The sequence below is a fragment of the Thermostichus sp. MS-CIW-26 genome (assembly GCF_054059115.1).
Genome location: NZ_JBSSBV010000017.1, coordinates 30,646 through 56,820, shown reverse-complemented (window position 1 = coordinate 56,820; position 26,175 = coordinate 30,646). Strand labels below are relative to the sequence as shown.

Below are 26,175 nucleotides of genomic sequence, written 5' to 3'. Positions count from 1 at the left end.
GTTCTGGTTGACCCAATTCAAGGCTTGGCCAAAAGCCTCCAAAGTCGCGTCCAATTTGGCGGCTTGCGACGGGGACACCTTGAGCTTGCAGGATATGGTCAGGATTTGGCTCATAAGTTCATTGTACTTCATCAAAGCGCATTCCTCCCGGCAGTGACCCTACGGGTACAGTGCGGGGCTCCTGCGATTTCTAGCTGAGGGAGGAGCCAAGGGCTGCTTGGCTGGAGCTGTCCGATCCCTAAAATAGGCTTAAAAAAGAGTCTAGGTATTGAGTAGCACTTTGCAAGGCTTCCCCTCAGGGAATAGGATCCCCGCATCAAAGTAGCTGGCACAAGGCCCCCTGCGCCGGATCCTCCCATGAAAGACCTTTACCGCGAGCTGGAATTACAGCCCAATGCAACTCTAGAAGAAATTAAAGAGAGCTACAGGCGGCTTGCCAAAGAATACCATCCCGATGAACTTCACCCAGATACGCCTGTTAAAGCGCGGCAGTACATTGAGGAAAAGTTTAAGTCTATTCAGGAGGCGTACTCGATACTGAGCGATCCTGTGAAGCGAAAAGCCTATGACTCCCAAAGACTTTCCCAGACTTCGTCCACGAAAGGGAGCGGGCATGGCCAAGACTTGAAAGCGGAACGCAGCTACAGCACCCAAGACGGCAACCCTTGGCCCTTTGACTTCGACAAGATAAAGGAAGCTGCAGAAGAGATAGAACGTCGCAAGAAAAATATCGAGGCTAACTATAACCAGAAAATAGAGCAAGTTAAGTCTGAACTCAAGAAGAACTTAATCGCTATTGGAGTAAGGGAGGAAGATGCCAGAATTGACTACAGATTTATTACGAAGGACGACAACATACAATCTTGTTTAACCTTTCTCTTGCTCGGTGTTTTGGCTCTCTCGATTGGCTGGGAGCTTGTTGGTGTCATACTTATTCTCTTTTCATTTCTTGCTGGCTGGTCAGCAGTCCTTGACTCCAAATACAGTAAGGATCAAGTAGAAAGGGCTAAAAAGCTCCAAGGAGAGGCAACATCAGCAATAGCCCAGATGGAGAAAGACAGAGACTCGGAGCTTTCCCAGCTTCAGCTCTACTGTAGAAGCAGGATCGATCATTTTAAAACCGTCCCTATCGAATCTATATCCCCGGATTTTATAAGTGGGCTTAGTGAAGAGGATCAGCATATTTCTGCTAACCGCAATAAAGGAAAGGGCAGATGCTGAAAGCCTAAAAGAAAACTTGAAGATAGCGGCTGGAGTTGCTGTGGGTATTGGCATACTAGCCGCCTTATTTGGGCTGGGAGGTGGATTTCACCCATTCTGAATCTCAAGAAGAGGCAAAACACTGCTTCATCTCCTGCAGCACCTGGGCATCTTGAGAGGCCGTTCTCGCGCCCGCTTGAGCAGCCCAGCACTTAAGACTCTCGATTTGGTCGCGGGCAATCGAGGCCAAAGGCACGGTTTCGCGGATGGCCTGCAGGATATCCTCTTGGGTAAAGTCCCGCCGAGTGCTGCTGCCACTGCCCCCAAAGGCGTTGTACATGGCATCTACGATGGCTTGCTCGATCTCGGCCCCGCTGAAGTCCTGAGCTGTGGCTGCCAAGGCTTCCAGGTCGAACTCCCGCAGGCGGCTGGGGCGCAACCGCTGCAAATGCACCCGGAAGATCTCTTTGCGCTCAGCCTGGGTGGGCAGGTTCAAGAAGAAAATCTCGTCAAAGCGGCCCTTGCGCAACAGCTCTGGCGGCAGCAGCGGCACGTTGTTGGCAGTGGCCACAATGAAAACGGGGCTAGTCTTCTCCTGCATCCAGGTAATCAGGCTGCCAAACACCCGGCGGCTGGTACCAGAATCTCCATCGGCACTGCTGGTGATGTTGCCAAAGGCTTTGTCGATCTCGTCGATCCAAAGCACGCAGGGGGCCATCGCCTCCGCCAGTTGGATCATCTGCCGCACCCGGCTTTCCGACTCGCCGACGATGCCGGCAAACAGCCGCCCGGCATCCAATCTCAGCAGGGGCAGCCGCCACTCATTGGCGATGGTCTTGGCGGAGAGGGATTTGCCGGTGCCCTGGATCCCGACCAGCAGCACGCCTTTGGGGTTGGGCAGGCCATAGCGCCGCGCCTCTTCGGTAAAGGCTTCCTGGCGCACCCGCACCCAGGCCTTGAGATTATCTAGGCCCCCCACGCTTTTGAGGGTCTCGCGGGCGGTGAAAAACTCCAGGATGCCGGTTTGGCGGATGGCCTGCTTTTTTTCCTCTAGCACCAGGTCGATATCGGCTTCATTGACCTCCTGCTTGGCAGCCAAAGCGCGGGCCAAAACGCGGCGAATACGTTCTCGGCTCAGCCCTTGACAGGCTTTGACCAGTTGCTCGCGGGCCAGAGGGGTAAGCTTGAGCTTATCTGGAGCCACGTAGAGCTGGATGAGGCGGCTGATCTCTTCGCTATTGGGCAAGGGAATATCGACGACGGTGACCTCCTCTGCCAGGTCGCTGGGCACTTCCAGGGTGTGGCTGAGCAGGATCAGCATCTTGCGGGTGCGTTTTAGCTCGCGGCTGAGGTTTTTCAGCTCCCGGATGATGGGAGCGTTTTTGTCGCTGCTGGCGTTGCGCAACACAAAGTGCAGATCCCGCAGCACAAACAGGGTGTCCTCGTTGGGGGCAGAGCGCCACACCCGCCCCAGAGCTGCCATGATGGAGCCCCGATCCTCGCCTGTATCTTGCCAGCCCCGCACCAAGTCCCAGAACAACAATTGCCGCGGTGGGTCTGTCCGTCTGGCTACTTGGGTTAGCACGGCATCGGCAGGCTCTTCTTCTGGAGAGACCAAGTAAACCAGGGGGTAGCGGGCCCGGATCATCAAATCCAGCTCTGTCACCAGCCCTGCTTGCAGCTCCGCCGGGATCTCGACCAGGGCAGGATCCCTGCTGTCTGGATTTGTTTTTCTTGCGGCTTCTGTCATCGCCTCTGGAGTTTAGAACATCCTTACTTCATCTTCCTCTCACTTGTTCAGAAACCATTTGGATTGGAACAGCCAATAAGCAGCAAAATGCTCACGGTTGAGCTTCACGGTTGATCTTTAGGATAGGGCAGGGATCCCTTGCAGTTCGGCCAGCATGGTGCGGGCTGTCTGGGTGGGATCGGCAGCTTCCATCAAAGCCCGCACCACAGCTACACGGGTGGCCCCAGCTCGACGCACCTCGGGCAGGTTGTGGGGATCGATGCCGCCGATGGCAAACCAGGGCAGGTGGGCTTTCTCGGCAGCCAGGCGCACGTACTCCAGGCCGGCAGGGGGTTTCTCCGCTTTGGTGGGGGTGGGGTAAACGGGGCCGACGCCAATGTAGTCCACGTCGTTGTTCAGGGCTTGGGCCAGCTCTTCGGCGTTGGTGGTGGACAGGCCAATGAGCCGCTGGGATCCCAGGAGGTGCCGAGCTTGGGCGACCGGCAGATCCGTCTGGCCCAGGTGAACCCCATCAGCCTGGCTGACCAGAGCCAAGTCCACCCGGTCGTTGACGATCATCAGCGCCTGGTAGCGGTTGCACAGTTGCCGCAGCTGTTTGAGATCCCGCAGCATCTCGCCGTCGGGAAGGTTTTTGCGGCGATATTGCACCAGGGTCACCCCGCCCCGCAGGGATTTTTCCACCACCTCTAGCCAGTGGGGCACAGGGCTGGTCACCAAGTAAAGATGGGCTGCCAGGAGACGCTGCCGCAGGGATCCGCCCAGCAGTTCACTTTCCAAGACGTAGAGCCGATAGCGCATGTCTTTGGCCAGCTTGGCCAGGCCAGGGGCCACCCAGTGGTGGGATTCGGCCAACTTGCCGTATTCTTCTAACACCCGCAGGGCTTCTTGCACACGGCTGCAATTGGCTTGCAAGAGGTGGCGGAGATCCCGCCGTTGCTCCTCTTGGGGGTGGGAGATCTGGGTGCCTGGATCGGCGGGGGTATCGCGGGCCAAACGCAGGGGATCGCTGTGCCAGCGGGCTAGGGCTTGGCGCATGGCCTTGCATTCGGCAGAGAGCTCTCCCTCTTCCAGGCCGAAACGAAACCATTCTTCCAATACCCGTAGTCCTTCACGAGCTCGATCGAGGTTGGCATCCAGAATACGGGCGACGGCCTGGGGTTTCATGTTCCCTATACGTGGGAAGAGAGTTGCTTAATTTTTACCAAAAAAATGCGCCTAAAGCCCCGTCCTACCCTTAGCCGGAAGCAAGTCAGTAGGGTGGAGAGTAGTCAATTCACTGTAAATCGGAATGGTTTCCCTGAGGCTGTCCTTGGCCCTGAGGAGAAAGAGGGTGATGCCATAAGGCGTTAAGAAAGGCTTGCTGCGGCGTGTGTCCCCAGGCGAAGGCCCGTGGGCCGGCCCCTTCCGGCAAGTAGGCCCAAGCATAGCGCTCGCAGGCGGGAAAGTAGCGGATCTCCCACCAAGTTCCCCCTACAGGCACATCTTTCACTGCCCGCAAGAAAGGGCCGCGATGGCGGGCGAGGCGCTCTTCTATAAAGTAGGGGCCTTCCAGCTGAAGGGCTTCTACCGCTGCAATAAGCTCGGCTCGTTGTCGCTCATTTCGGATCATCTCCCGGGTTCCCCTCTTGGATTGGCTCTATTCTATGAGGAGATTTCTGGTGAGCTGGGGGATCCCTCTTGATTCAGCCCAGATTGCGCCTACGGCAAGCTGTGGAAACCCAATGGAATCCAACGAATCCACCGCAGGTGCTGTGTCTGAGCAATGGACACGGGGAAGATGAGGTGGGCAGTCGCCTTGCTGTTGCCCTAGTCCAACTGGGGATCCCGGTGCAAGCCTTGCCGATTGTGGGAGAAGGGACAGCCTACCAACGCCAAGGGATCCCCCTGCTGCCCATTGCCCAGGTGATGCCGTCGGGGGGGTTTATTTATCAGGATTGGCGGCAGTTGTGGCGGGATTTGCGGGCCGGTTTGCTGGGGCTGACGGGGCGGCAATTGGCGTTGGTTCGGCGGGCAGCAGCCCAGAGGAACCTGGTGCTGGCCGTGGGGGATATTGTGCCCTTGCTGATGGCATGGTGGAGCGGGATCCCCTACGCCTTTGTAGGCACGGCCAAGTCGGACTATTACTGGCGAGATGAACGGGGGCCCTACCGACGCCCCTGGATCCCTTTTGGGCAGCCGATTTCCGATTACCTGCCCTGGGAGCGCTGGCTGATGGCCCACAAGCGCTGCCTGGGTTCTTTTTTGCGGGATGAGCTGACGACTACAGCTTTGCAAAAACGGGGCCTGAGGGCCTTTTACCTGGGCAACCCGATGATGGATGGCCTGGAGCCACGCGGGGCATTGCCTTTGGATCCCCACCGACCGGCCTTGCTGCTCTTGCCCGGATCCCGTCCGCCGGAAGCCTATCGCAACTGGGCTCTGATGATGCAGGTGGTGGAGCGGCTCCCAAAGGAGCTGCAAGTCTATGCTGCCCTCAGCCCCAACCTGGAGCGAGACCCGCTTCAGGCTTGGATCCCATCTCAGCGCAGCGATGTGCTTCTGGTTTGGGGGGACTTCGGGGCCTGTGCCCAACGAGCAACAGTGGTGCTGGCCATGGCGGGAACGGCTACCGAGCAATGTGTGGGCTTGGGAAAACCGGTGGTGACCCTGCCGGGAGAAGGGCCCCAGTTTACCCCGCGCTTTGCTGAAGCGCAGACCCGTCTTTTGGGATCCGCCGTCCACCTGACCTCAGTGGAGCAGGCTCCCGCCGTGGTTGGCCGGATTCTGGAACGCCTGGCCGCCGATCCCAACTACGCGGCTGAGTTGCAGGCCCATGGACGCCGCCGCATGGGATCCCCAGGGGCCGCCCGGCGCATTGCCGCTCAACTTCGAGATTGGCTCCGGCCAGCCGGCCCGACTTTGGAACCGTTCGAGCCGGGTATATCGTGAAATAGAGAACGAGCGATTCAAAAGCCTGACTGATTTCCGTTGGATCCAGTTTTCCGTTTTATTTAGCATTTAATGATGTCAAACCTTTTGGGGTTGGAGAGCAGTTGGTGGATCCCTTGCTATGGGTGGGCGGGAACAGCTTTGGCCATTCCCTGGGCAACGGGGTGGGTCAAGCGCAGTGGCCCGCGTCCGGCAGCTTACCTCAACATCCTTCTGACTTTTGCCGCCTTTGCCCATGGCCTTTGGCTGTTGCGGCAGGTTTGGGGTCGGGATCCCCAGATCTTGAACTACCTCTGGTTTCGGGTGGCCGATTTGGATTTGACTCTGTCTTTGGAGATCTCGCCCCTGACAATGGGGGCCGTCGTCTGGATCAGCGGTTTGAGCTTGCTGGCCCAGATCTATGCGCTGGGGTATTTGGATAGGGACTGGGGCCTGGGTCGCTTTGCCGCCCTGATGGGCTTTTTCGAGGGGGGAATGACAGGGATCGCCCTCAGCGACTCGCTGTTTTTCAGCTATGCCCTGCTGGAGATGCTCACCCTTTCCACCTATTTGCTGGTGGGCTTTTGGTACGCCCAGCCTCTGGTGGTGACGGCGGCGCGGGATGCTTTTTTAACCAAGCGGGTAGGGGATCTGTTGCTGCTGATGGGGGTGGTGGCAATTTCCAACTTTTCTGGGGCCTTGACCTTTTCCGGCCTGCGGGACTGGGCGGCTACGACTAGCTTGGATCCCACCTGGGCGGCTTTGATGGGGTTGGCTTTGATTGCAGGGCCCTTGGGCAAATGCGCTCAATTTCCGCTGCACCTGTGGCTGGACGAGGCGATGGAAGCGCCCAACCCGGCTTCGATTTTGCGCAATTCGGCAGTGGTGGCCTGCGGGGCTTTTGTGCTGATTAAGCTGCAACCGCTACTGGCCCTGTCGCCGATTACGAATGGGGTCTTGGTGGCCATCGGCACGATCACAGCCCTGGGCGGATCCCTGGTGGCCTTGGCGCAAATCGATATCAAACGCACCTTCTCCTACTCCACGAGTGCCTACTTGGGGTTGGTGTTTGTGGCAGTGGGAATGCAGCAGCCGGAGCTGGCCCTGGAGTTGCTGCTCATGCACGGCTTGGCTAAGGCGCTGCTGTTTATGGGGGTGGGATCCCTCATCTACACCACCTCTACCCAAGATTTGACAGAGCTGGGGGGCCTGCGCAGCCGCATGCCGGCCACGGTGGCCGCTTTTGCCGTGGGATCCCTGGGGATGGTGGCTCTGCTGCCGCTGGGGTGCTTTTGGACGCTGACCCGCCTGGCGCTGGTCTACAGCGGGGTGCAGCCGGCCCTGGTGGGGGTGCTGCTGCTGGTGAATGGGCTGACGGCTCTCAACCTGGCGCGGGTGTTTGGCCTGGTCTTTTTGGGATCCCCTCAACCCAAAACCCGCCGGGCCCCTGAGGTGGGCTGGCTGATGGCTCTGCCCATGGGCATCCTGACGGTGCAAACCTTGCTCATGCCCTGGCTGTTGGGGCGCTGGGGGCTCTATCCCGACTGGAACCCGCAGCTGAGGTGGATGGCGGCTCTGCTGACGGCTGCTGGGCTGGTGGGGGCAGCCATTGGCGGCTGGCTGTACTGGGGGGACCAACGGAGGGTATATCTGCCCTGGCCGGAGTTGCAGGATCTGCTGGCCCACGACTTTTACACGGGGCACCTCTACCAAGCCCTGGTGGTGCAACCGGTCAGCGCCCTCTCCCGCGGATTGGAGTGGCTGGATCGCAACGGAGTGGACGGCTTGGTGAACGGGGTGAGCCTGGCCTTTTTCTTCAGCGGCGAAGCCCTCAAGTACACCCTGTCGGGGCGGATGCAACTCTATGTGCTGGTGATTGTCATCGGGATGGTGTTGGTTACAGCTTGGCTACTGCGTTCGCCCCATTTGGGGTTGGCCTATTGATGGGAGAGAGCCATGTTGAGCCTTTTGATTGGGATCCCGTTGTTGGGGAGCATCTTGATTGGGTTGATTCCCGAGCAGGCGGGGAAGGGCTTGCACCGGGCTTTGGCCTTGGGGTTTGGGTGGGTTTTGTTTGGCCTGAGCGCGGGGCTGTTGCTGATCTTTGACCCCCACCTTGGATCCCTGCAATTGGCGGAAAAGATGGCCTGGATCCCCCAGTTGGGCTTGGTTTACGAGTTGGGAGTCGATGGGATCTCTCTGCCTTTGGTGGTGATGACCGGGCTACTGGTGCTGATGGCCATTTGGGCCAGCGGCCAGGTGGAGCGGCCCCGCCTCTACTACAGCTTGGTGCTTATGCTGGCGGCAGCGGTGGCCGGAGCTTTTTTGGCTCAGAATTTGCTGCTGTTTTTCCTGTTCTATGAAGTGGAGCTGATCCCCCTGTATTTGCTCATCGCCATCTGGGGAGGGCCGCGCCGCACCTATGCCGCCACCAAGTTTTTGGTTTACACAGCTCTGTCAGGGATCCTCCTCTTGATTGGCTTTTTCGGCCTCAGTTGGCTGAGCGATGCCCACAGCTTTACCTACACCGTCCTGCAGGCCCACCCTTTACCTCGGCTGTCGCAGATCCTTTTGCTCATTCCCATTCTGCTGGGCCTGGCCATCAAGATCCCCTTGGTGCCCTTCCACACCTGGTTGCCGGATGCCCATGTGGAGGCTTCCACCCCCATTTCCGTGTTGCTGGCGGGTTTGCTTTTGAAGTTGGGCACCTACGGCCTGGTGCGCTTTGGCCTGCAGCTCTTGCCGGATGCCTGGGATCAAGCCGGGCCTTGGCTGGCCGGTTGGGCGGTGGTTAACGTGCTCTATGGATCCCTGAACGCCTTGGTGCAGCAGGATATGAAAAAGCTGGTGGCCTACAGCTCCATTGCCCACATGGGCTACATCCTCTTGGCTGTAGCAGCAGCCACTCCCCTCTCCCTGGTGGGATCCATCTTTCAGATGGTCAGCCATGGCCTCATCTCCTCGCTGCTGTTTCTTCTGGTGGGAGCCGTCTATGCCAACACCGGCACACGGGATCTCAAGCTGCTGCGGGGATTGCTCAACCCGGAGCGGGGCTTACCGCTTATTGGCAGCTTGATGGTGCTAGGGGTGATGGCCAGTGGCGGCACACCGGGCATGGTGGGCTTTATAGCTGAGTTCACCCTCTTTCGGGGCAGCTTTGCCGTCTTTCCCCTGCAAACGCTCCTGTGCATGGTGGGGACGGGATTGACGGCGGCCTATTTTCTGCTGATGGTGAACCGTGTCTTTTTTGGGCGCCTCTCGCAAGTGGCCATAGCCATGCAACGCCACGCCACTGAAGAGCGCCTGCCTGCTGTTGTTTTGGCAACGCTGGTGGTGTTACTGGGCCTGCAGCCTAGCTGGGCAACCCGCTGGGTGGAGTCCACCACCTTGGCCTTGGCCAAGGCTAACCTAGCTGGTGTTGCAGGACTGGTCACTGCCTTTCAGTTTGGGTTGTCTTCCTTTTGATGATTTGATGAGATCGACGGAGTTTCTTTTGCTCCCATGACTGCCACTCTTGCTCCTGCTCCTTCCTGCTTCTTTCTGGCCGGCTTATCTCCTCTGGAGCAACTGCAACTGGCTCCTATTGTCCAGCGCCTAGAGGCAGGGGGAGCCCTTGTGCCGGATGCCCCTGCCAATCGCCTAGAGGTCATTGGCATCCTGCATAGCTACGGCGAGGTGCTGGATGCCTATTCGCGCAATTTGATCTTTATTGCCGACCACCAATTTTTGGAGCTTTTTCCGGCGTTCAAGTATTTCAACGGCGAGATTACCCTGGGCAAATGGCTGCGCTACCTGTGGCATGACCGCATCAACTACGAGTTTGCCGAATACTGCATGAAGGCTATGCTCTGGCATGGGGGAGGGGGGCTAGACCGCTACCTGGATACCCCTGAATTTGTCGAGCGGGCCAAGAGAGCCATCCGGGCCAAAATCCGCTTCAATCCCTTCTTGCAGGGCTTGGGGATCTTGTTTCCCGACTTTGCTCTAGAACAGGTGCGCATGCTGGCTATGTACAGCGGCTTGGGCCAGTTTTGGCGGGTGATGAGCGATATTTTCCTGGCGCTGGCCAAGCGCTCTGAGACAGAACCCCACCTCACCATTCCCGACGTGGTGGCTCACATCCAGCAGGGGTTGGTGGCCGCTGCCGACAAGCCTATCACCTACGCTCCCTGCATCTGGGGCCGCCGCTACGAGATCATCCCTCTCTCGGCGGGTCTGACTTTCCTATCAGATACGGCTATCCCCTATGTGGAAGCGGTGTTTTTCCGCTCTTTTCCCTTTATGGGCACGGTTTCCTACAACGCCCAGGCCCACCAGATCCCGGCTGAGCAGGCTGACTTTGCCTACGGCGCCCTCTACGCCGATCCGCTGCCGGTAGGCAGCGCTGGGATCCCGCCTACCCTGTTGATGCAGGATATGATGCGCCACCTGCCCCCCTACTTGCGAGAGCACTACCGCCGCCAGCCTCGCGGGGATGATGACCTGCGGGTGAAAATCTGCCTTAGCTTCCAAAAGGCCATGTTCTGTGTTATCACTGCCGCCCTGCGGGCTCTTGCCCCCTTCCCTCTGGAAACTCAGGATCCCCAGCAGCAAATGGCCAACCGCAAGTTTCTGGCTCCTTGGCTGCAGCGCCTGCTGGGATCCCGTCTGTTAAAGGTGCAGGAAGAAAGGGTTGAGGCCTAGCTGAGCTGGGAACTGCTACTTTTAGTTACTGGAAGGGGGATCCCCTTTTCGGATACAATATCTGCGCCCAGTTGAGCAATGGGGTGGCGTAGCCAAGTGGTAAGGCAGAGGTCTGCAAAACCTCTATGCGCCAGTTCGAATCTGGCCGCCACCTTTTAAACCTTACTTGCATCCCAAGCAGGGCAAGCATGAAAGACAAGCTGATATTGATGATCCCCGGCCCCACTCCCGTTCCCGAGAGTGCTCTGCTGGCGATGGCACGGGGGCCCATCGAGCACCGCAGCAAAGAGTTCACCGCCATTTTGGAAGAGGTCACCGATGGGTTGCGCTGGCTGCACCAAACCACCTCCGATGTGTTTGTCTTTTCCGCCAGTGGCACTGGTGCCATGGAAGCCGGGATCCTCAACACCCTCAGCCCTGGGGATCGGGTTTTGGTGGGGGTGAACGGCAAGTTTGGGGAGCGCTGGGCGGAAATGTCCGAGCAGTTTGGCCTTCAGTGTGAGCGGGTGGAAACCCCCTGGGGGATCCCTTACCCCGTCGAGATCTTCCAAGAAAAGCTGGCTGCCGACCGGGAAAAAACCATCAAAGCCGTCATCCTCACCCACTCGGAGACTTCCAGCGGCGTAGCCAACGATGTCCAAGCCATTGCTGCTGCTGCCCGCGAGCACGGGGAAGCCCTCGTCCTGGTGGATGGGGTCACCAGCGTGGGGGCAATGCCGGTGTTAATGGACGAATGGGGCTTGGATGTGGTGGCCTCGGGATCCCAGAAGGGCTATATGATCCCACCAGGGCTGGGATTTGTGGCCGTCAGCCCGCGGGCCATGGCCGCTACGGAGCGCTCTAGGTTTCCCAAGTACTACTGGAGCTTTAAGCTGGCGCAAAAGGCCCTGCGCCAAGGCACCACTCCCTTTACACCGGCGGTGAACCTGTTTTACGCCCTGCAGGTTACCCTGCGCATGATGCGCGCAGAAGGGTTGGAAGCCATCTACCGGCGTCATGCCAAGCTGGCCCAGGCCACCCGTGCTGGCGTCAAGGCTCTGGGGCTAAAGCTCTTGGTTGATCCAGAGTCAGCGGCCAGTCCTTCGGTAACAGCTGTACTCGCTCCCGAAGGGATCAACGCTGACACCATCCGCAGCACCTTGAAGAAACACTTCGACATCGCCCTTGCCGCTGGACAAGACCACCTCAAGGGCAAAATCTTCCGCATTGGCCATTTGGGCTTTGTGAGTGACCGCGATGTGCTGATGACCTTGGCTGCTCTGGAGTCAGCTTTACACACCGTGGGCTACAGCGACTTCACCCCAGGGGCGGGAACTCGCGCCGCCGAGGAAGTATTGGCCCACGGCTTCTGAGCCCCCAGCTCAGCTAGAAATCGCAGGAGCCCCGCACTGTACCCGTAGGGTCAGTGCCGGGAGGAATGCGCTTTGATGAAGTACAATGGACTTATGAGCCAAGTCCTGACCATATCCTGTAAGCTCAAGGCGTTCCCGTCACAAGCCGCCAAATTGGACGCGACGATGGATGTCTTTGTGCAGGCATTGAACTGGGTCAACCAGAACACGCCGGAGAAGATCGTCAACGCGGTTAAACTGCAATCCCTTTGCTACTACGAGATTCGAGCTCGGTTCGGCTTGTCCAGTAACTTGGCTCAACAGGTGTGCAGACGGGTGGCAGGCGCTCGCAAAGTGGCGAGACAGCGCAACCGTCCGGTTAAAGAGTTCAAGCGTAGGTTCGTTACCTACGATGCACGTATCTTCTCATTTCGCGAGAAAGACTGGACGGTGTCGCTGACCACGGTGGAGGGGCGAGAGCGCTTTGAACTAGCCATTGGTAACTACCAGCGTGGGATGCTGGCTGGTTCTAACCCCAAATCGGCCACCCTAGTCCAGCGGAAGGACGGCTCCTACTACATCCAGATTTGCGTAGAGAAAAACCCGCCCAAGCAACAAGATACCGACAGGGTGATCGGGGTGGACTTGGGCAGGACGGATATCGCCCATACGTCAGAGGGGGACAATTGGAATGGGCAGCAGTTGAACCGAGTCCGCGACCACTACTCCAAGCTGAGGGCGGCACTCCAACGCAAAGCCAGTAAGGGCACACGCAGTTCGCGGCGCAGATGCCGTCAACTGTTGCAACGGCTGTCTGGCAAGGAGAGACGCTTTCAGTCGCGTCAGCGTTGCGTAGCAAAAACGTGGGTCAATCATCGCATCTCCAAAGTTATTGTCTCCAGGGCAAAAGCTACCAACAGCGCTATCGCCCTGGAAGACCTGACAGGGATCCGAGAAAGGGTCAATCAACAGCCGCGGAGCAAAGCCGAACGGCGCAGGGCCAACGGTTGGGCGTTTTATCAACTCCGTCATTTTCTGGAGTACAAGGCTCTGCGTGCAGGGGTTGCCTTGATTCTGGTACCGCCTGCCTACACGTCGCAGACCTGCCACCGGTGTTTGCACATTCATCCCGACCCTGCGCAATCCTACCGCAGTGGAAAGAAGTTTAAGTGTGGACACTGTGGATGGGAAGGGGATGCGGATTTGAATGGTGCGAATGTGATTGCGCTTTTGGGGGCTGCTGTAAACCAGCCTAGAGGTTCGTGGTTGGCTTGCCAACTGCAGGGCTACCGAAAGCCCGCCCTGTACTGCGAAGCAGTCAGGGTCGGGTAGTTTACTAGTCTTTGACCCATAGCACTGACCCTTGCCCCTGGCTACAATGGGGGGACATGCTTAATAAAACTTCAGAACCCAAGGGTGGCTATGGTTGTCAGCTTGGAACGGGATCCCTGCGTGGTGCCTTCTGCTGGGGAGTTGCGGCAGGTGCTACAGGGGGTTGGCCCTCGTTCTTGTCCCTTGCAGTACAACTTTCACCTACACACTCGTTGTTCGGATGGGCAGATGGATCCCGTGGATCTGGCGGAGCAGGCGCGCCGGCACGGCCTCAAGGGCCTAGCCATCACCGATCACCACACCCTGAAGGGCTACGAGCGAGCCCGCGCCCACCTGGATCGTCCCGACGACCCCATCCTGTGGCCGGGGATCGAGATCACCGCAAACCTGTTGGGCTGTGAAGTGCATATTCTCGGCTACGGCTTCGATCCCACCGATGGTGTCCTGGATCCCTTTACCCAAGGGGAGCAGGTTCCCGGCTTGCCCGCCGCCGACGCGATCCAGGCCATTCAAGCGGCAGGAGGCTTGGCGGTGTTGGCCCATCCCTTTCGCTATTGCCTGCCTGCAGAGGAAATCGTCCCAGCAGCAGCGGAGTTGGGAATAGATGGCCTTGAGGTCTACTACGCCTACAAAAACCCGGAGATTTGGATCCCTAGCCCAGAAGTGACGGAGAAAGCGGAAGAGTTGGCCGAGGCCTACGGACTTTTGAAAACCTGCGGCACCGACTCTCACGGCCCCAGTATCCTGAGGCGGATTTGAGCCAGGCTACCCAGGTGGAGAACGGGCTGCTACGGGCGTGGATAGAGCAACTGTCCAAGCCGACGCAACTGCTCTGCAGTGCCCATACACAGCAGCAGATCCCCCGGCTGCAACAGGGTTTCTCCGCTGGGGCCACCGATCAACTGGCCATCCGCCCGTCGAATCGCCACCACCAAAGCTCCGGATCGGTTGCGCAAATCGGCTTTCCGTAGGGTTTGCCCGACATAAGGACATTCTTGGGCTACCAGCTCGTACTCCTCCAGGTAGAAAGTGCGATCCCGACCGACAAGGATGCCATCCACAAAGTCCACAACCCGGGGGCGTAAGGCAGCCGCCGCCATGCGTTTTCCGCCCGTGATGTAGGGAGAAATGGCATGGGCAACGCCCGCCCGCTGCAGTTTTTGCAAAGCCTCCTCCGTATTGGCGCGGGCAATGGTGCGAATGCGGGGGTTCAGGGTGCGGGCCGACAAGACCACGTACAGGTTCTCGGCATCGGAAGATAGGGCGGCAATCAGTCCCTCCGCCTGTTGCACCCGCGCTTCCAGCAAAGTGGCATCCAGAGTACTATCCCCCTGGAGGGCCACGTATCCCAGCTCTTGAGCCACCTGAATGGCCTCGGCAGACTGATCGATCACCAAAAATGGCACCCCTTCTGCTCGAAACTCTTGAGCCACCTGCCGCCCAATGCGCCCAAAACCGCAAATGATGTAGTGGTTGTTCAGCGCTTCCATCTGTTTCTTCCATTTCCGCTGCCGGATCCCTTCCTGAAAATGTCCCTGGATGAGGGCCTCTGTAAAGCGATTCACCATGAAGCCGATGCTCAAGACCCCCATCAGGATCAAGGCCACCGTAAATAAACGCCCCCGCTCCCCCAGCGGCCCCACCTCCATGAAGCCCACGGTGGTTAGGGTGATAACGGTCATGTAAAAAGCTTCCACCCAAGGCCACTGCTCCACCCCGTGGTACCAGAGGGTGCCGATCAGCACCACACACACCAATGCCCCCACACCCAAGCCGAGGTCTCGCCGGATCCCGGGATCCCTTTTGGCAGCCTGGAAGGGGGGACGAGCAGAAGCCATAGAGCCCAGCCAGATCTAGCCCAGGAAAAGGAAGCAAGAACTAGAATGGGGAAGAACCTGTTGTTGATCGGTAACCAGTGGAGTGCGGATGCCTGAGTACATCAAGGTGGAATATCGGATCGGCAAAGATGGACGGGTCGCCGAGACCGTACTGAATGGTTCTGGCTCCAGTTGTACCCTAGCTACCGCCGGCTTGGAATCAGCTCTTGGAACTGTGCAGAACCGGGAGCTCTTGCCGGAGTTTCACCAACTGACTGAAATTGAGAGGGAGTCTGAGGTCTCCTTGAAGCAAACCTGCTGACCCCATATCCATTTGCTCAGGGTTCTCACCGTCTCCTCATTTTTTCTTTTTGCTTCCCTTCCCGGCCGTATTGCCGGCCCGTGCCGCTCCAACCGCAGCCTGAAACAGCCAAACAGCCAATGGAGCAGCGACAACCAAGATGATGCTGGTGGGGCCGACGCCAAAATCCGGCTCGCCAGAAGCCAACTCGAAAATTGAGCCAACAGCAGCAATGGCGCTGAGGCAGGAAACGGCCAAGAGCAGGTAACCTTTAACGCTGGTGGTCATAGAGAACCCGTTTGAGAACTACACTTGCGCAGTACAGGGCAAGCCGGTCGAATGCGTATTCATTCGCTAAAAAGCCCTCCCACTCCTGAGAGGGCTAACTTTTATGCTAAAGGCAGGGATCCCTGTCCAGCAAGGCAAAACCAAAAGTGGGATCCCTAGAAGTTCAGCACTTGGGGTGTGGATTTAGCCGTTCACGATGATCTTGCCGACCATTCCGGCCCCACGGTGGGGCGTGCAGTAGTAGGTGTACTCACCTGGAGGAACATCAACAAAAGCCGACTCCACCACCTGCTTAGGAGCAGTGAGCAGTGCCTTGTGGGAGAGCTTGGCGGCCAGAGCCGCATCTCCACCGGGCACCTTGTCGAAGACAACATTGTGGGGGTAGACCTTGTTGTTCACCCACTGAACGGTATCCCCTTGATTGATGGTGAGAGAAGGCGGATCGTAGACCAACTGGGCTTTGTCGGATCCCATTTTGACGATGTAGGTTTCGGCAGCAGCAGGGTTGGACAAGAGCGACACAGCTACCCCCCCAACCACAAGGCTGAGCAGGATGAGCTGCAAACGCTTCACCAGGTTGAAAACTAGAGACATGGATTCCTCTCAAAACGTAACAGCAGTTATCCCAGACTTTGCGGCTCGGTTGCCCCTTTCCAGGTTACGAAGAGCACCCAGCCAGGCGGATGGGCAGCAGGGACAGTTGAATTCCCAATGCTCATTATAAGAGGGCTCATCCCAGAATAGAGCAATGCCCAACTGCGGGGCGGCAACATCCATCCTTTACAGGGAGCCGCGGCAGACCGAACCCGCCAAACAGCACAGCTCTTCCAGAAACCTACGGCAACCCTGTTGCCAGGCAACCCGATGCGGCTGGATCCCCAACCACTTGGGGTAGAGCATCTTGGCAGTTGGCGAGCGTGCGCAGGGAACCGAGAGCCAGTTTTCCGGGTCGTCCTCATCTCTACCCAAAAGTGCTTCGCAAAGTTTCGCAAAGTAGAGATTCTTTTTCCGTGGGATCCCTTAAAGTCCAAGAGTGTCTTGCCTAACAAATCCGTAGGGTTGTCGATGCACAAGAAGGGCAAATCATCCTAATCTCAAAGAGCAGGTTCTTGGATGCTGCTGGTCGGTATTCCTTTGAGATTCCTCAATAACATCACCTGAAAGTCAGTTGGTTGTTCAGCCCTCACCAAAATAGGGAGTCTGTTAAGATGAGCGTACAGCGTTCACCCGTAGTTGGTCCAAGCAAGAGTCGGCTTGCAACAAGTTTAGAATCGACGGATCAGCGGCTTAACATTCAAATCTTGGCTCGGTGTATTGGCACTGCCTTGAACCTGGGCGCTCCTCTCAGGGTTGAAGTGCACTACACCTCACAAGCTCGGTAGCAAGGTTTTCTTGGCAGGCCGCTCTAGGGGCACAGCTGCTACTATGGTTTGTGCTTGCCTGGGGCTAGAGTGATTTTTGGGCTTCTTATTTCGTTGTATGTCCGTATAGTCACTGCTGGCTGGAACAGCACACCTGAGGTCTCTCTAGAAGAGAGGAGCTGGGCATAAGCCGACGATTTTAGTCTGGCTGGATTGAGACAACTCTATTCACTACATCATCACATAGTCATTTCAAGTTAGATTAAGACACTTTACTAATTGCTACGCAGTGCCGTCCAAACGCTCTGCGCCGCTTCCGCAACCACCCCCAACCCCTCTCCCATAGGGAGAGAGGAGCTAGGAAGCAACACAACGGAAAAGTCTCCTTCCTGCTTAAAGTGTGCTTAAAGTGATTGTATTTAGCAATGCGCAATGCAGCTTCTGTGGGGCAGGGATCCCGTTCGTCCAAAGCCTTAGGGCTGAAAAACCTGCAGGTCATATTAAACTGCGTGCGGAGTCTACAGAGCTAGTTCTGAACAATCCCCTGGATGATGGCTTCCGTAAGGCGGTCTAATCCTCCCAGGTCAGCTCTCTCGTTTTGGGAAAAGGGGTGAGGACAGTCGCCCAGCAGGCCGGAGAGCAGGGGAACTCAAACTGGTCAGAGCAGCCACAAGCACTTGGCCCAGAAAACCTTCTGCCAAGGGGGCACGGCGCTCTCAGTTGGCTTAACATTATTTCATGACTGGGCTTGGCCTTCACCTTGTCGAGGGCAGCTGGCCCGCCCAGGGTTCGGCTCAACTTCCTTCCCATTGCAGGCAAAACGACCATGGTAGGCATCTTCAAGCGCTTGTTCGGCTCGCGTGGTCAAGCTGCGGCCACGTCCTCACCGGAAACTGTTGCTAAGCCAACCCCAAAGAAAGCGAAAAACGACAATACTTTTTTTCTCGACCCAGATGAAGCCAAAACCCTTGGCAACATCGAGTATATGCGCACCCCCAGGATCGTGAAGCACACCTTCCAGGATTTCGGCAGTAAGGAGAAGGTGGAGGTGGTGGAGCAGGTCTCTTCCCTCAGCAAAGTTAAGTTGTCCACAGAGCAAGCCAAAACTCCTGAAACTGCTGCTGAGCAGGGATCCTCCGCTTCAAGCAGCAGCGGAGTAAGCCCACGCCGTCAAGGGGGATCGGACATGGATACCTTCCGCAATATGGCCCGCAGCCTAAAACGCAAATAAGCCAAACTCAGGTTGATCCCTGTCAGAGCCAACCAGAGGCTGGATCCCAGCTTTCCTCTTCGCAGCAGCGACAGGCGTGATACAACTGCTATCGAGCCGGCTAATCTGCGACTGAACTGAGGAGGAGCAATGGCAATCAAGCGAGGCACCCTGGTGCGGGCCATCCGCGAGAAACTGGAGGGTAGTTTAGAAGCGCAGGCGAGCGATCCTTTTATTCCCAACTACGTTTTCGAGACCCCCGGAGAAGTCGTGGATATCAAAGGTGACTACCTGCAGATTAAGTTTGGGGCTGTTCCCACCCCTACGGTTTGGCTGCGGGCGGATCAGGTTCAGGAGATGGCGGGTTGAGTAGAAGCACGGAATGTTCCCCATCTGCATACCCCGTGATGGGGTGAAGGGGGATCCATGGCACTCCTGGCTGCTCCCAACCGTGAACAAATCCTGCAGCGTAGGCAGCTTTTGCGTCGGCAACGGCGCAGCCGATTCTGGCAGGGATCCTGGCGCCTGACCGGTTCGATGACCCTCTTGGCGCTGCTGGTGCTGGGCCTACGGCAGCCCCACTGGCAAATTCGTCAGCCAGAACAGATTCAGGTAAAGGGTGCCCACTGGGTCGATCCCGCCTGGATACGGGCACAATTGCCCCTGCAGTATCCCCTCAACATTTGGCAGGTGCAACCGGCTGTTTTGGAAAGGGCTTTGCTGGGATCCCCGACCCGCCCCTCTCCCATCGAAAGCGTCCAGGTGCAGCGGCGGCTGCTGCCGGTGGGTGTCATCGTCCAGGTGCGGGAACGGCAACCTGTGGCGCGCGCGCGATGGGGCAACCAACTGGGCTGGGTGGATGTCCAAGGCAACTGGCTGTCTCCGGATCCCTACCGTTCCCCCGCGTCTTGGCCTGAGCTGGAGCTGCTGGGCTGGGAGAACCACACCCCAGAGCAATGGGCGCTGTTGCTCAGGGCTTTACAGCAGTCTGAAATTCAGATCAGGGCAGTGGATTGGCAATCTGGAGCGGGAATTACCCTGCATACTGAGCTGGGCAACGTCTACCTGGGGCCGATTTCCGACCGCTTGCCCTTGCAAATTCAGACCCTCAACCAAATGCGGGATCTGCGCCGCTACTGCGAGTGTACGCCCGACGACATCGTCCACATTGACCTGACCAGCCCCAGTGTGCCCACCTTGCAACTTACCCCCACGGCCACCCAGGAGCGCTGGAAAGACGTGCGGATGCCCTAACTTTGCTATGAACCCGGTGCCGGCGGTGGAGGTGAACCAATTGTGGACAGCTTATCCCGGTCATCCGCCGGTGCTGCAAGGGCTGGATCTACGGGTCGAGGTTGGGCAACATCTGGGGGTGATCGGCCCCAATGGCGCGGGTAAAACTACCCTGTTCCTCACTCTCTGCGGCCTGTTGCCCCCCTGCTCTGGCCAGGTGAGTTTGTTTGGCCAGCCGCTGCGGCCCGGCCAGTTTCGCCCTGAGGTGGGGTTGGTGTTTCAGGATCCCAACGACCAACTGTTTGCCCCATCGGTGGCCGAAGATGTGGCCTTCGGACTGCGCAATTTGGCCCGTCCTGAGGCGGAGATTGCGGCTGCGGTTCGAGAGGCCTTGCACCTGACCGGCACCCTCCATTTGGCCGATCGTCCCCCCCATCACCTCTCCGGTGGGGAAAAGCGCATGGTCGCCATTGCCGGGATCCTGGCGATGAAACCCCAGTTGGTGCTCTACGATGAGCCGACGGCCAACCTCGATTTGCGAGCCCGGCGCCGGTTGATAGTTTTTTTGCAACAGGCCGCCCACACTTTTCTGCTGGCTTCCCACGATCTGGAGCTGATCCTGGAGGTGTGCGATCAGGTCATCCTGTTGGATCAAGGGCGGATCTGGGCCCAGGGATCCCCAGCCCACCTGATGGGCCAAGCCGACCTCATGGAAGCCCACGGCCTGGAAGTGCCCCCCTCACTGCGCCGATAACGACAAAAGTTGAAAAGATATCAAGAATTATTTTTAAGCTGACAACATTTTTGCTTCTCTTAATAAAAAGCTATCGTGCTAATTAAAAATATTGATTTTCGTCCAGGATTGAGTGGGGATATCATTTTGTTAAGTCGGGGATCCCTTCTCTGAGTCGTCCTAATCGATTTTGTATGATCGATTGTGTACAAGAAAGATGTGGACTTAGCTCAGAGTTGGCAGCTTTGCCCGCCTGAGTGACAGTTGCGGTTAACCCTGATGGCTCCTACAACCTGTTCTGACTTCAGTCGGAGGTCTGTGGCTCAGAGCCTTCTCCCCTCAGAGGGGGGTCTCTGGTGGCTGGGGTAGGTGTCGCCGGGAAAAGCTGTCAATCGAGATTTGGGCAGAGGATCTCTCTGATGAAATCGAAAGGAGATTGCATGAGCGAACCCAATAAGCGAGATCAATTTGCCTTGTTGCTGGGTTCGACAACGTTCAGGAACTGAGTGTTCAGAAGTGGAGAGTTGATATGCCTATTGCAGTTGGAATGATCGAGACCCGCGGGTTCCCGGCAGTGGTAGAAGCTGCCGACGCCATGGTCAAGGCAGCCCGCGTTACCCTGGTGGGTTACGAAAAAATCGGCAGCGGTCGGGTCACCGTGATCGTGCGGGGGGATGTCTCGGAGGTGCAAGCCTCAGTGGCTGCCGGTTTGGAGTCTGCCAAGCGGGTGAGCGGGGGTGAGATTCTCTCCCACCACATCATTGCCCGTCCCCACGAGAACCTGGAGTTTGTGTTGCCCATCCGCTACACCGAGGCGGTGGAGCAGTTCCGCACCTAGTCCCCACTTCAGTAAAGTTCGCACCCCAGAAAGTTCGCACCCCACTTTCACTTTCAGCGTAAGGAGTACCTATGGCTATTGCAGTTGGAATGATCGAAACCCTGGGCTTCCCGGCAGTGGTAGAAGCTGCCGACGCCATGGTCAAGGCAGCCCGCGTTACCCTGGTGGGTTACGAGAAAATCAGCAGCGGTCGGGTCACCGTGATCGTGCGGGGGGATGTCTCGGAGGTGCAAGCCTCGGTGGCTGCCGGCATTGACTCGGTGAAGCGGGTGAACGGCGGCCAGTTGTTGTCTTGGCACATTATCGCCCGTCCCCACGAGAACCTGGAGTACGTGTTGCCCATCCGCTACACCGAGGATGTGGCTCAGTTCCGCGAAGGGGTCAATGCCATCCGTCCCTTCACCCGTCCCTGATGCGTATTGCCATTGTGCGGGGCACCGTCACCAGCACTCAAAAGGATCCCAGCTTGACGGGCGTGAAGTTTTTGTTGGTGCAGTACGTCGATCTCGAGGGCCAGCCGCAACCCGATTACGCTGTGGCTGCCGATCCGGTGGGGGCCGGCATTGACGAGTGGGTGCTGGTTAGCCAAGGCAGTGCCGCTCGCCAGCCGCAAGGAAACCAGACTCGCCCGCTGGATGCAGTGGTGATGGCGATTATCGATACGGTCAGCGTTGGCGGTCGCTCTCTCTACAACAAGCGCGATCAACGCTAGCTGGGATCCCTTCCCTTCTCATCTCTCTTGCTGCCCTTGTCCGCCCTACTGCGTTCTAGAGGCTCACGGTTATGCCTGCTCACACCTATGCTGCACCGCCAACGCCCTGGTCTCGCCGACTGGCGGAGCCCAAGATCGATCCCACAGCCTACGTGCATTCTTTCTCCAACCTCATTGGGGATGTGCGGGTGGAAGCGGAGGTGCTGATCGCCCCGGGAACTTCCATTCGCGCTGACGAGGGATCCCCCTTCCACATTGGCGCCAGATCCAACATTCAGGATGGGGTGGTCATCCACGGCCTGGAACAGGGGCGGGTGATAGGAGAAGACGGCCAACCCTACTCCGTTTGGATTGGCAGAAACACTTCCATTGCCCACATGGCTCTGATCCACGGGCCGGCCTACGTGGGCAACGACTGCTTTATTGGCTTCCGCTCGACGGTGTTCAACGCTCGGGTTGGGGATGGCTGCATCATCATGTTGCATTGCCTGATCCAGGATGTGGAGATCCCCCCAGGCAAGTACGTGCCTTCTGGATCCATCATCACCACCCAGGCCGAGGCCGACCGGCTGCCCGACGTCCAGGATAGCGATGCCAAGTTTGCCCAACACGTGATCGGCATCAACCAAGCCCTGCGAGAGGGCTACCAGTGCAGCGAAAACCTCGTCTGTATCGCTCCCATCCGCAACGAACTGCAGCGCACCTCTAACTCAACGGCTACGGAGACGGCACCCATGACTCATTCTTCCCATCGCGGCAATGGCCGGAACGGCGGCGGATCCCCTCTCAAGCCGGAGGTGGTGGAGCAAATTCGTGCCCTGTTGGCCCAAGGCTATCGCGTGGGGCTAGAGTATGCCGATGCTCGCCGCTTCAAAACCTCTTCCTGGCAAAGCGAAAGCCCAATCGCCAGCACCCACGAGGCGGAGGTGGTGCGATCGCTGGGGGCCATCCTGGTGGAGCACCAGGGAGAATATGTGCGCCTACTGGGGATCGATCCCAAGGCTAAACGGCGGGTGCTGGAGCAAATCATCCAAACCCCCGATGGGCCGGCGCTGGTCTCTGGGATGCCCAGCCGCGTCTCGGCAGCCGCTGCTCCGGGTTCTGGGGCGGTCGGCTCTCGCTCTGGCTCAGGGCTGGAGGAGGAGATCCGGACTTTGTTGGCGCAGGGGTATCGCGTTGGCCTGGAGGTGGCTGATGCCCGCCGCTACCGCACCTCTTCTTGGCAGACCTTGAGCAATTTGAGCGGTCAGCCGCAGGAGATCCTGGCCGCTGTTCAGGCTGCCCTAGCAGAGCACCAGGGAGAATATGTGCGCCTGTTGGGGATCGATCCCAAAGGCAAACGGCGGGTGCTGGAGAAGGTCATTCAAACCCCGCAAGGCCAGGTGAGCAGCAGTCCTGCAGGAACCGGCGTGGTGGCAGATACGGCTCCTGCGGCAGGGGGCAGTGCCGGCCTGGATCTGGAGGTGCAGGAGGAGGTGCATCGGCTGCTGGCTCAGGGCTATCGCATCGGCTACGAATATGCCGACGAGCGCCGCTTCAAAACCTCTTCCTGGCAGAGTGGGCCGGCCATTCGCGCCACCCGCGGGCCAGAGGTGTTGGCTAAGCTGACGGCTGCCCTGGCGGAGCACCAGGGAGAATATGTGCGCCTGCTGGGGATCGATCCCAAAGGCAAACGGCGGGTCTATGAGCGCATCATCCAAACCCCTAGCGGAAAATCTGCTGCTGCTGCCGCGGCTCCTGCTTCTGCCCCCAAGGGATCCCTTTCTGGCACCCGCCTCAGCGCCGAGGTGGTGGCTCAGGTGCAGCAGTTGCTCAGCCAAGGCTACCGCATCGGCACCGAACATGCGGACAAGCGCCGTTTTCGCACCTCTTCTTGGCAAAGCTGTAGCCCCATTGAGGCCACCCAAGTGCCCCAAGTGGTGGCAGCTCTGGAAGCCTGTCTGGAGGAACATCGCGGCGAATACGTCCGCCTGCTGGGTATTGACCCAAAAGCCAAACGGCGAGTGCTGGAGCAGATCATCCAAACCCCTTGAGGGATCCCAGCTTTTTTTGACCTCTGTTGGTTCAAGCCCAACCCCCCAGCGATGAGGAGCACTTTGTTGGCCTCTACTTTGCCCAACTCCATGACGCTCCGCGCCTTGCTCGGCCAAAACGGCGAAACTCGCTATTTTGTCAGTGGTGAGGTACAGGTGGAAGCCGGGGCGGGGATTGGGGCAGGGGTGCTGCTGCGGGCCAACCCCGGCTGTCGAATTCACATCGGGCGCGGCGCGTGTATCGGCATGGGATCCGTTCTGCACGCCTGTGGGGGATCCCTCATCGTGGAGGCGGGAGCAACCTTGGGAATGGGGGTGCTGGTGATCGGGCAGGGCACCATCGGCAAAAACGCCTGCATCGGCTCAGAAACCACAGTGCTGAATTGTTCGGTGCTCAGCCAAGCAGTCATTCCCCCCGGCTCGCTGCTCGGGGATCCCACCTATGGTTTCGATCTCCAGGAGGCGGGCGGCAGCAAGCCCATCCCGGCAGAGCCCTCGCCGGCGGCAGTGGAAATGGCTCCAGAGATGTCGCCTGAGCCGTCTCCCCCACCCAGTTCTCCGGTGGCCAATGTTGAAAAGCAAACCCGCCGTTGGCAGGAAGCTGCCGAGCAAACCCAAGAAAAGTCCGGTTCCCCAAGGACCAAAACGCGCAACCTCAACGGGATCCCTGGCCATTGGGAATTGGATCGCCTCTTGAGCAAGATTTATCCCTATCGACAGGTGCTCTCCTCTGGGGATAGCCGGCTCTAATGGCTAAACTGGCGTGAGTAGTTAGGATGCCGATGTCAACCTCCCTGGGCCTGATTCAGACGCGCAGCTTTCCGGTCATCGTGCGCATTGCTGACGCCATGACCAAGTCGGCAGGCGTGACGCTGATCGGCTTTGAGAAAACCTCGGGGGGCTATTGCACAGCCATTGTGCGGGGGGGAATTGCCGATGTGCGCATTGCCATTGAGGAGGGCATTGAGCTGGCCCGCCAGTTTGACCAAGAGGAGATCTCCAGTTTGGTGATCCCGCGCCCCCTGCCCAACTTGGAAGTGGTACTGCCGATCAGCAGCAAGCTGTCTCAACTGGCACAAAACCGCGGCTACAGCCGCCTCAGTAACTTGGCCGTGGGCCTGCTGGAAACTCGCGGCTTCCCGGCAATGGTGGGAGCTGCCGATGTCATGCTCAAAACCGCGGATGTCCAACTGGCGGCCTACGAGACCATTGGGGATGGCCTATGTACGGCCATTATCCGCGGTACAGTGGCCAACGTGGCCATTGCCATCGATGCCGGCATGTACGAAGCAGAGCGCATTGGGGAATTGCACGCGGTGGCAGTGATCCCCCGCCCTCTGGACGAACTGGAGCAAGCGCTGCCCGTGGCCAGTTGTTTTGTTGCTCAACCGGTTACCCTGCCGGTAACCCTTCCTCAAGTTCAGGAACAGGAGGTGCAGCGCAGCGATACAGCCGTAGAGCGGATCCCTGTTTATCTGGAGCCGCCTGAAACTCCCTAGCCCCCTGAGAAACCCATCTGTTGCCCAAGAAAGCCGAGCAGGGCAGAGGGGAAAAATGCTAGGCTACTGGAAGACCTGGGTCCGTGCAGCTCCGACGCCCAAACCGTGTCAGGATCGGAAGATAGCAGCACCACGGGATGCTCTGAGCAGGCGCGTCAACCCGGGTCGCCCTTTGCTACCCCACTTTCCTCTCTGCTGGGTCATTCCCCTTCTCGCCTTTCTCCCCCTTGTCCTAGCAATGTCCGAGACAGACAATCCCCTCGCCAACTGGGCTCAAAAGGCTTTCTACCTCGGCATGGGTTTGGCGGCTGTGGCGGCGGATAATGCTGCCAAGGTGGCCAGCAAAGCGGGTATCCGTCTGATGGAGTTGCGCAAGCAGGCGCAAGCTTTGGTGGACGAGCTGGTGGAGCGGGGGGCGATGACCGCTGAAGAGGCTCGGGCTTACATGGATGCCATCGCCGCCAACGCCAACCGCAAGGGAGAAGACAGACAAACTGCCGGTCCCCGCAAGATCACCATCGACGACATTAGCAATGCCGAGGGCGAGGCAGGCACGGCCATCGAACTTTCAGAAGCGGCCCGTTTGCGCCAGAAGATCGCCGAATTGCAAGCTGAGTTGGATCGCCTCAAGGGCAAATCTTGAGCGGAAGGACAGCCCGGCAGGAAGGTAGGAATGCATTGCTTCCTAGCTCCTCTCCCCTTTTGCATAGCGGAAGCGGTACCGCAGAGCACTTGGGAAGTGTCTCAACCTAACTTGAAATGACCCTAAAGATTGAGGCTACCGTCAGGTGGATCGTCTCTGTGAAGTGTTAGGGATCCTCGCCCTTTAGAGCCGGGGGCAGGTCAAGGTTGTTCATTTCAGAGGTTTCAAAAAACTGCCGTGAGACAGCTTGCAATTCTCCGTCGTCGGAGAAAAGATGGGAACACCCGCCTATCTGGGCAGGAGC

At 58.2% G+C, this 26,175-nt stretch carries 26 protein-coding genes, 1 tRNA gene and 1 other RNA gene; 22 read left to right on the top strand and 6 right to left on the bottom strand.

Going from position 1 to position 26,175, the window contains the following annotated elements; genetic code table 11:
• Positions 1-357 precede the first annotated feature (357 nt).
• On the top strand, positions 358-1,221 hold the full coding sequence (locus ACVWZU_RS07610; protein ID WP_457444190.1) for a J domain-containing protein: 864 nt from the start codon (positions 358-360) through the stop codon (positions 1,219-1,221).
• 103 nt (positions 1,222-1,324) lie between these two features.
• Here the strand turns inward: ACVWZU_RS07610 and ACVWZU_RS07605 are convergent, their stop codons facing one another.
• The 3 genes from ACVWZU_RS07605 to ACVWZU_RS07595 all read right to left on the bottom strand — a co-directional run bounded on the left by ACVWZU_RS07605 (position 1,325) and on the right by ACVWZU_RS07595 (position 4,559).
• Positions 1,325-2,848, bottom strand: a complete 1,524-nt coding sequence (locus tag ACVWZU_RS07605) for an AAA family ATPase (RefSeq protein WP_457444201.1) — start codon at positions 2,846-2,848, stop codon at positions 1,325-1,327.
• Positions 2,849-3,067: 219 nt separating this feature from the next.
• Positions 3,068-4,114 (bottom strand): thiamine phosphate synthase, encoded by a 1,047-nt coding sequence (locus ACVWZU_RS07600; RefSeq protein WP_457444188.1) that lies wholly within the window; start codon positions 4,112-4,114, stop codon positions 3,068-3,070.
• A 109-nt stretch (positions 4,115-4,223) separates the two neighbouring features.
• Positions 4,224-4,559 (bottom strand): hypothetical protein, encoded by a 336-nt coding sequence (locus ACVWZU_RS07595; RefSeq protein ID WP_011433411.1) that lies wholly within the window; start codon positions 4,557-4,559, stop codon positions 4,224-4,226.
• Positions 4,560-4,630: 71 nt separating this feature from the next.
• Between ACVWZU_RS07595 and ACVWZU_RS07590 the strand changes: the two genes are divergently transcribed.
• The 8 genes from ACVWZU_RS07590 (at position 4,631) to ACVWZU_RS07555 (ending at position 13,962) form a co-directional block, all read left to right on the top strand.
• A complete protein-coding gene (locus ACVWZU_RS07590) occupies positions 4,631-5,878 on the top strand; it encodes a lipid-A-disaccharide synthase-related protein (protein WP_457444199.1) in 1,248 nt (415 codons plus the stop codon).
• Positions 5,879-5,953: 75 nt separating this feature from the next.
• Complete coding sequence (locus tag ACVWZU_RS07585; protein ID WP_457385738.1) at positions 5,954-7,801, top strand: NAD(P)H-quinone oxidoreductase subunit F; 1,848 nt, start codon at positions 5,954-5,956, stop codon at positions 7,799-7,801.
• A gap of 12 nt (positions 7,802-7,813) precedes the next feature.
• Entirely contained in the window at positions 7,814-9,322 is a 1,509-nt protein-coding gene (locus ACVWZU_RS07580; RefSeq protein WP_457444186.1) for an NADH-quinone oxidoreductase subunit M, read from the top strand.
• 36 nt (positions 9,323-9,358) lie between these two features.
• Positions 9,359-10,540, top strand: a complete 1,182-nt coding sequence (locus ACVWZU_RS07575) for a CO2 hydration protein (protein WP_457444184.1) — start codon at positions 9,359-9,361, stop codon at positions 10,538-10,540.
• An 82-nt stretch (positions 10,541-10,622) separates the two neighbouring features.
• Positions 10,623-10,694, top strand: a tRNA-Cys gene (locus ACVWZU_RS07570).
• Between the two features lie 34 nt (positions 10,695-10,728).
• Positions 10,729-11,892, top strand: coding sequence for a pyridoxal-phosphate-dependent aminotransferase family protein (locus ACVWZU_RS07565; RefSeq protein WP_414380850.1), 1,164 nt, complete (start codon positions 10,729-10,731; stop codon positions 11,890-11,892).
• A gap of 93 nt (positions 11,893-11,985) precedes the next feature.
• The gene (locus ACVWZU_RS07560; protein WP_457444197.1) at positions 11,986-13,203 is read left to right on the top strand and encodes an RNA-guided endonuclease InsQ/TnpB family protein; all 1,218 of its coding nucleotides are present in this window, start codon (positions 11,986-11,988) and stop codon (positions 13,201-13,203) included.
• Positions 13,204-13,293: 90 nt separating this feature from the next.
• Positions 13,294-13,962, top strand: coding sequence for a PHP domain-containing protein (locus ACVWZU_RS07555; protein WP_414522131.1), 669 nt, complete (start codon positions 13,294-13,296; stop codon positions 13,960-13,962).
• 29 nt (positions 13,963-13,991) lie between these two features.
• On the opposite strand, the gene ACVWZU_RS07550 is transcribed toward ACVWZU_RS07555, so the two are convergent.
• A complete protein-coding gene (locus ACVWZU_RS07550) occupies positions 13,992-15,041 on the bottom strand; it encodes a potassium channel family protein (protein WP_457444181.1) in 1,050 nt (349 codons plus the stop codon).
• 88 nt (positions 15,042-15,129) lie between these two features.
• Between ACVWZU_RS07550 and ACVWZU_RS07545 the strand changes: the two genes are divergently transcribed.
• On the top strand, positions 15,130-15,342 hold the full coding sequence (locus ACVWZU_RS07545) for a DUF2997 domain-containing protein (protein WP_414352013.1): 213 nt from the start codon (positions 15,130-15,132) through the stop codon (positions 15,340-15,342).
• Between the two features lie 36 nt (positions 15,343-15,378).
• Here ACVWZU_RS07545 and ACVWZU_RS07540 read toward each other — a convergent pair whose 3' ends face one another.
• Together ACVWZU_RS07540 and petE are read right to left on the bottom strand one after the other, a co-directional pair.
• A complete protein-coding gene (locus ACVWZU_RS07540; RefSeq protein WP_011433402.1) occupies positions 15,379-15,609 on the bottom strand; it encodes a hypothetical protein in 231 nt (76 codons plus the stop codon).
• 183 nt (positions 15,610-15,792) lie between these two features.
• Entirely contained in the window at positions 15,793-16,203 is a 411-nt protein-coding gene (petE, locus tag ACVWZU_RS07535; protein ID WP_457444179.1) for a plastocyanin, read from the bottom strand.
• Between the two features lie 1,593 nt (positions 16,204-17,796).
• Between petE and ACVWZU_RS07530 the strand changes: the two genes are divergently transcribed.
• The 12 genes from ACVWZU_RS07530 to ACVWZU_RS07475 all read left to right on the top strand — a co-directional run bounded on the left by ACVWZU_RS07530 (position 17,797) and on the right by ACVWZU_RS07475 (position 25,871).
• Positions 17,797-18,201 carry a hypothetical protein gene (locus ACVWZU_RS07530; protein WP_457444177.1) on the top strand — a complete coding sequence of 135 codons (405 nt, stop codon included), beginning with the start codon at positions 17,797-17,799 and terminating at the stop codon, positions 18,199-18,201.
• 129 nt (positions 18,202-18,330) lie between these two features.
• A complete protein-coding gene (gene ndhO / locus ACVWZU_RS07525) occupies positions 18,331-18,549 on the top strand; it encodes an NAD(P)H-quinone oxidoreductase subunit O (protein WP_011433398.1) in 219 nt (72 codons plus the stop codon).
• A 57-nt stretch (positions 18,550-18,606) separates the two neighbouring features.
• Entirely contained in the window at positions 18,607-19,434 is an 828-nt protein-coding gene (locus tag ACVWZU_RS07520) for a cell division protein FtsQ/DivIB (protein ID WP_414419083.1), read from the top strand.
• A gap of 7 nt (positions 19,435-19,441) precedes the next feature.
• Entirely contained in the window at positions 19,442-20,167 is a 726-nt protein-coding gene (locus tag ACVWZU_RS07515; RefSeq protein WP_457387778.1) for an energy-coupling factor ABC transporter ATP-binding protein, read from the top strand.
• Positions 20,168-20,675: 508 nt separating this feature from the next.
• Positions 20,676-20,984 (top strand): carbon dioxide-concentrating mechanism protein CcmK, encoded by a 309-nt coding sequence (locus ACVWZU_RS07510; RefSeq protein WP_011430450.1) that lies wholly within the window; start codon positions 20,676-20,678, stop codon positions 20,982-20,984.
• Positions 20,985-21,055: 71 nt separating this feature from the next.
• Entirely contained in the window at positions 21,056-21,397 is a 342-nt protein-coding gene (locus tag ACVWZU_RS07505; RefSeq protein WP_011433395.1) for a carbon dioxide-concentrating mechanism protein CcmK, read from the top strand.
• A complete protein-coding gene (locus ACVWZU_RS07500) occupies positions 21,397-21,696 on the top strand; it encodes a EutN/CcmL family microcompartment protein (RefSeq protein WP_011433394.1) in 300 nt (99 codons plus the stop codon). Before ACVWZU_RS07505 ends, ACVWZU_RS07500 begins: the two co-directional genes overlap by 1 nt.
• A gap of 71 nt (positions 21,697-21,767) precedes the next feature.
• Entirely contained in the window at positions 21,768-23,729 is a 1,962-nt protein-coding gene (locus tag ACVWZU_RS07495) for a ribulose bisphosphate carboxylase small subunit (protein WP_457444175.1), read from the top strand.
• 66 nt (positions 23,730-23,795) lie between these two features.
• Positions 23,796-24,479, top strand: coding sequence for a hypothetical protein (locus ACVWZU_RS07490; protein ID WP_457444173.1), 684 nt, complete (start codon positions 23,796-23,798; stop codon positions 24,477-24,479).
• A 32-nt stretch (positions 24,480-24,511) separates the two neighbouring features.
• Positions 24,512-25,228, top strand: a complete 717-nt coding sequence (locus ACVWZU_RS07485; RefSeq protein WP_457385246.1) for a carbon dioxide-concentrating mechanism protein CcmK — start codon at positions 24,512-24,514, stop codon at positions 25,226-25,228.
• A 72-nt stretch (positions 25,229-25,300) separates the two neighbouring features.
• An RNA gene (ffs, locus tag ACVWZU_RS07480) (signal recognition particle sRNA small type) lies at positions 25,301-25,398 on the top strand.
• A gap of 68 nt (positions 25,399-25,466) precedes the next feature.
• The gene (locus tag ACVWZU_RS07475; protein WP_457444170.1) at positions 25,467-25,871 is read left to right on the top strand and encodes a hypothetical protein; all 405 of its coding nucleotides are present in this window, start codon (positions 25,467-25,469) and stop codon (positions 25,869-25,871) included.
• Positions 25,872-26,175 lie beyond the last annotated feature (304 nt).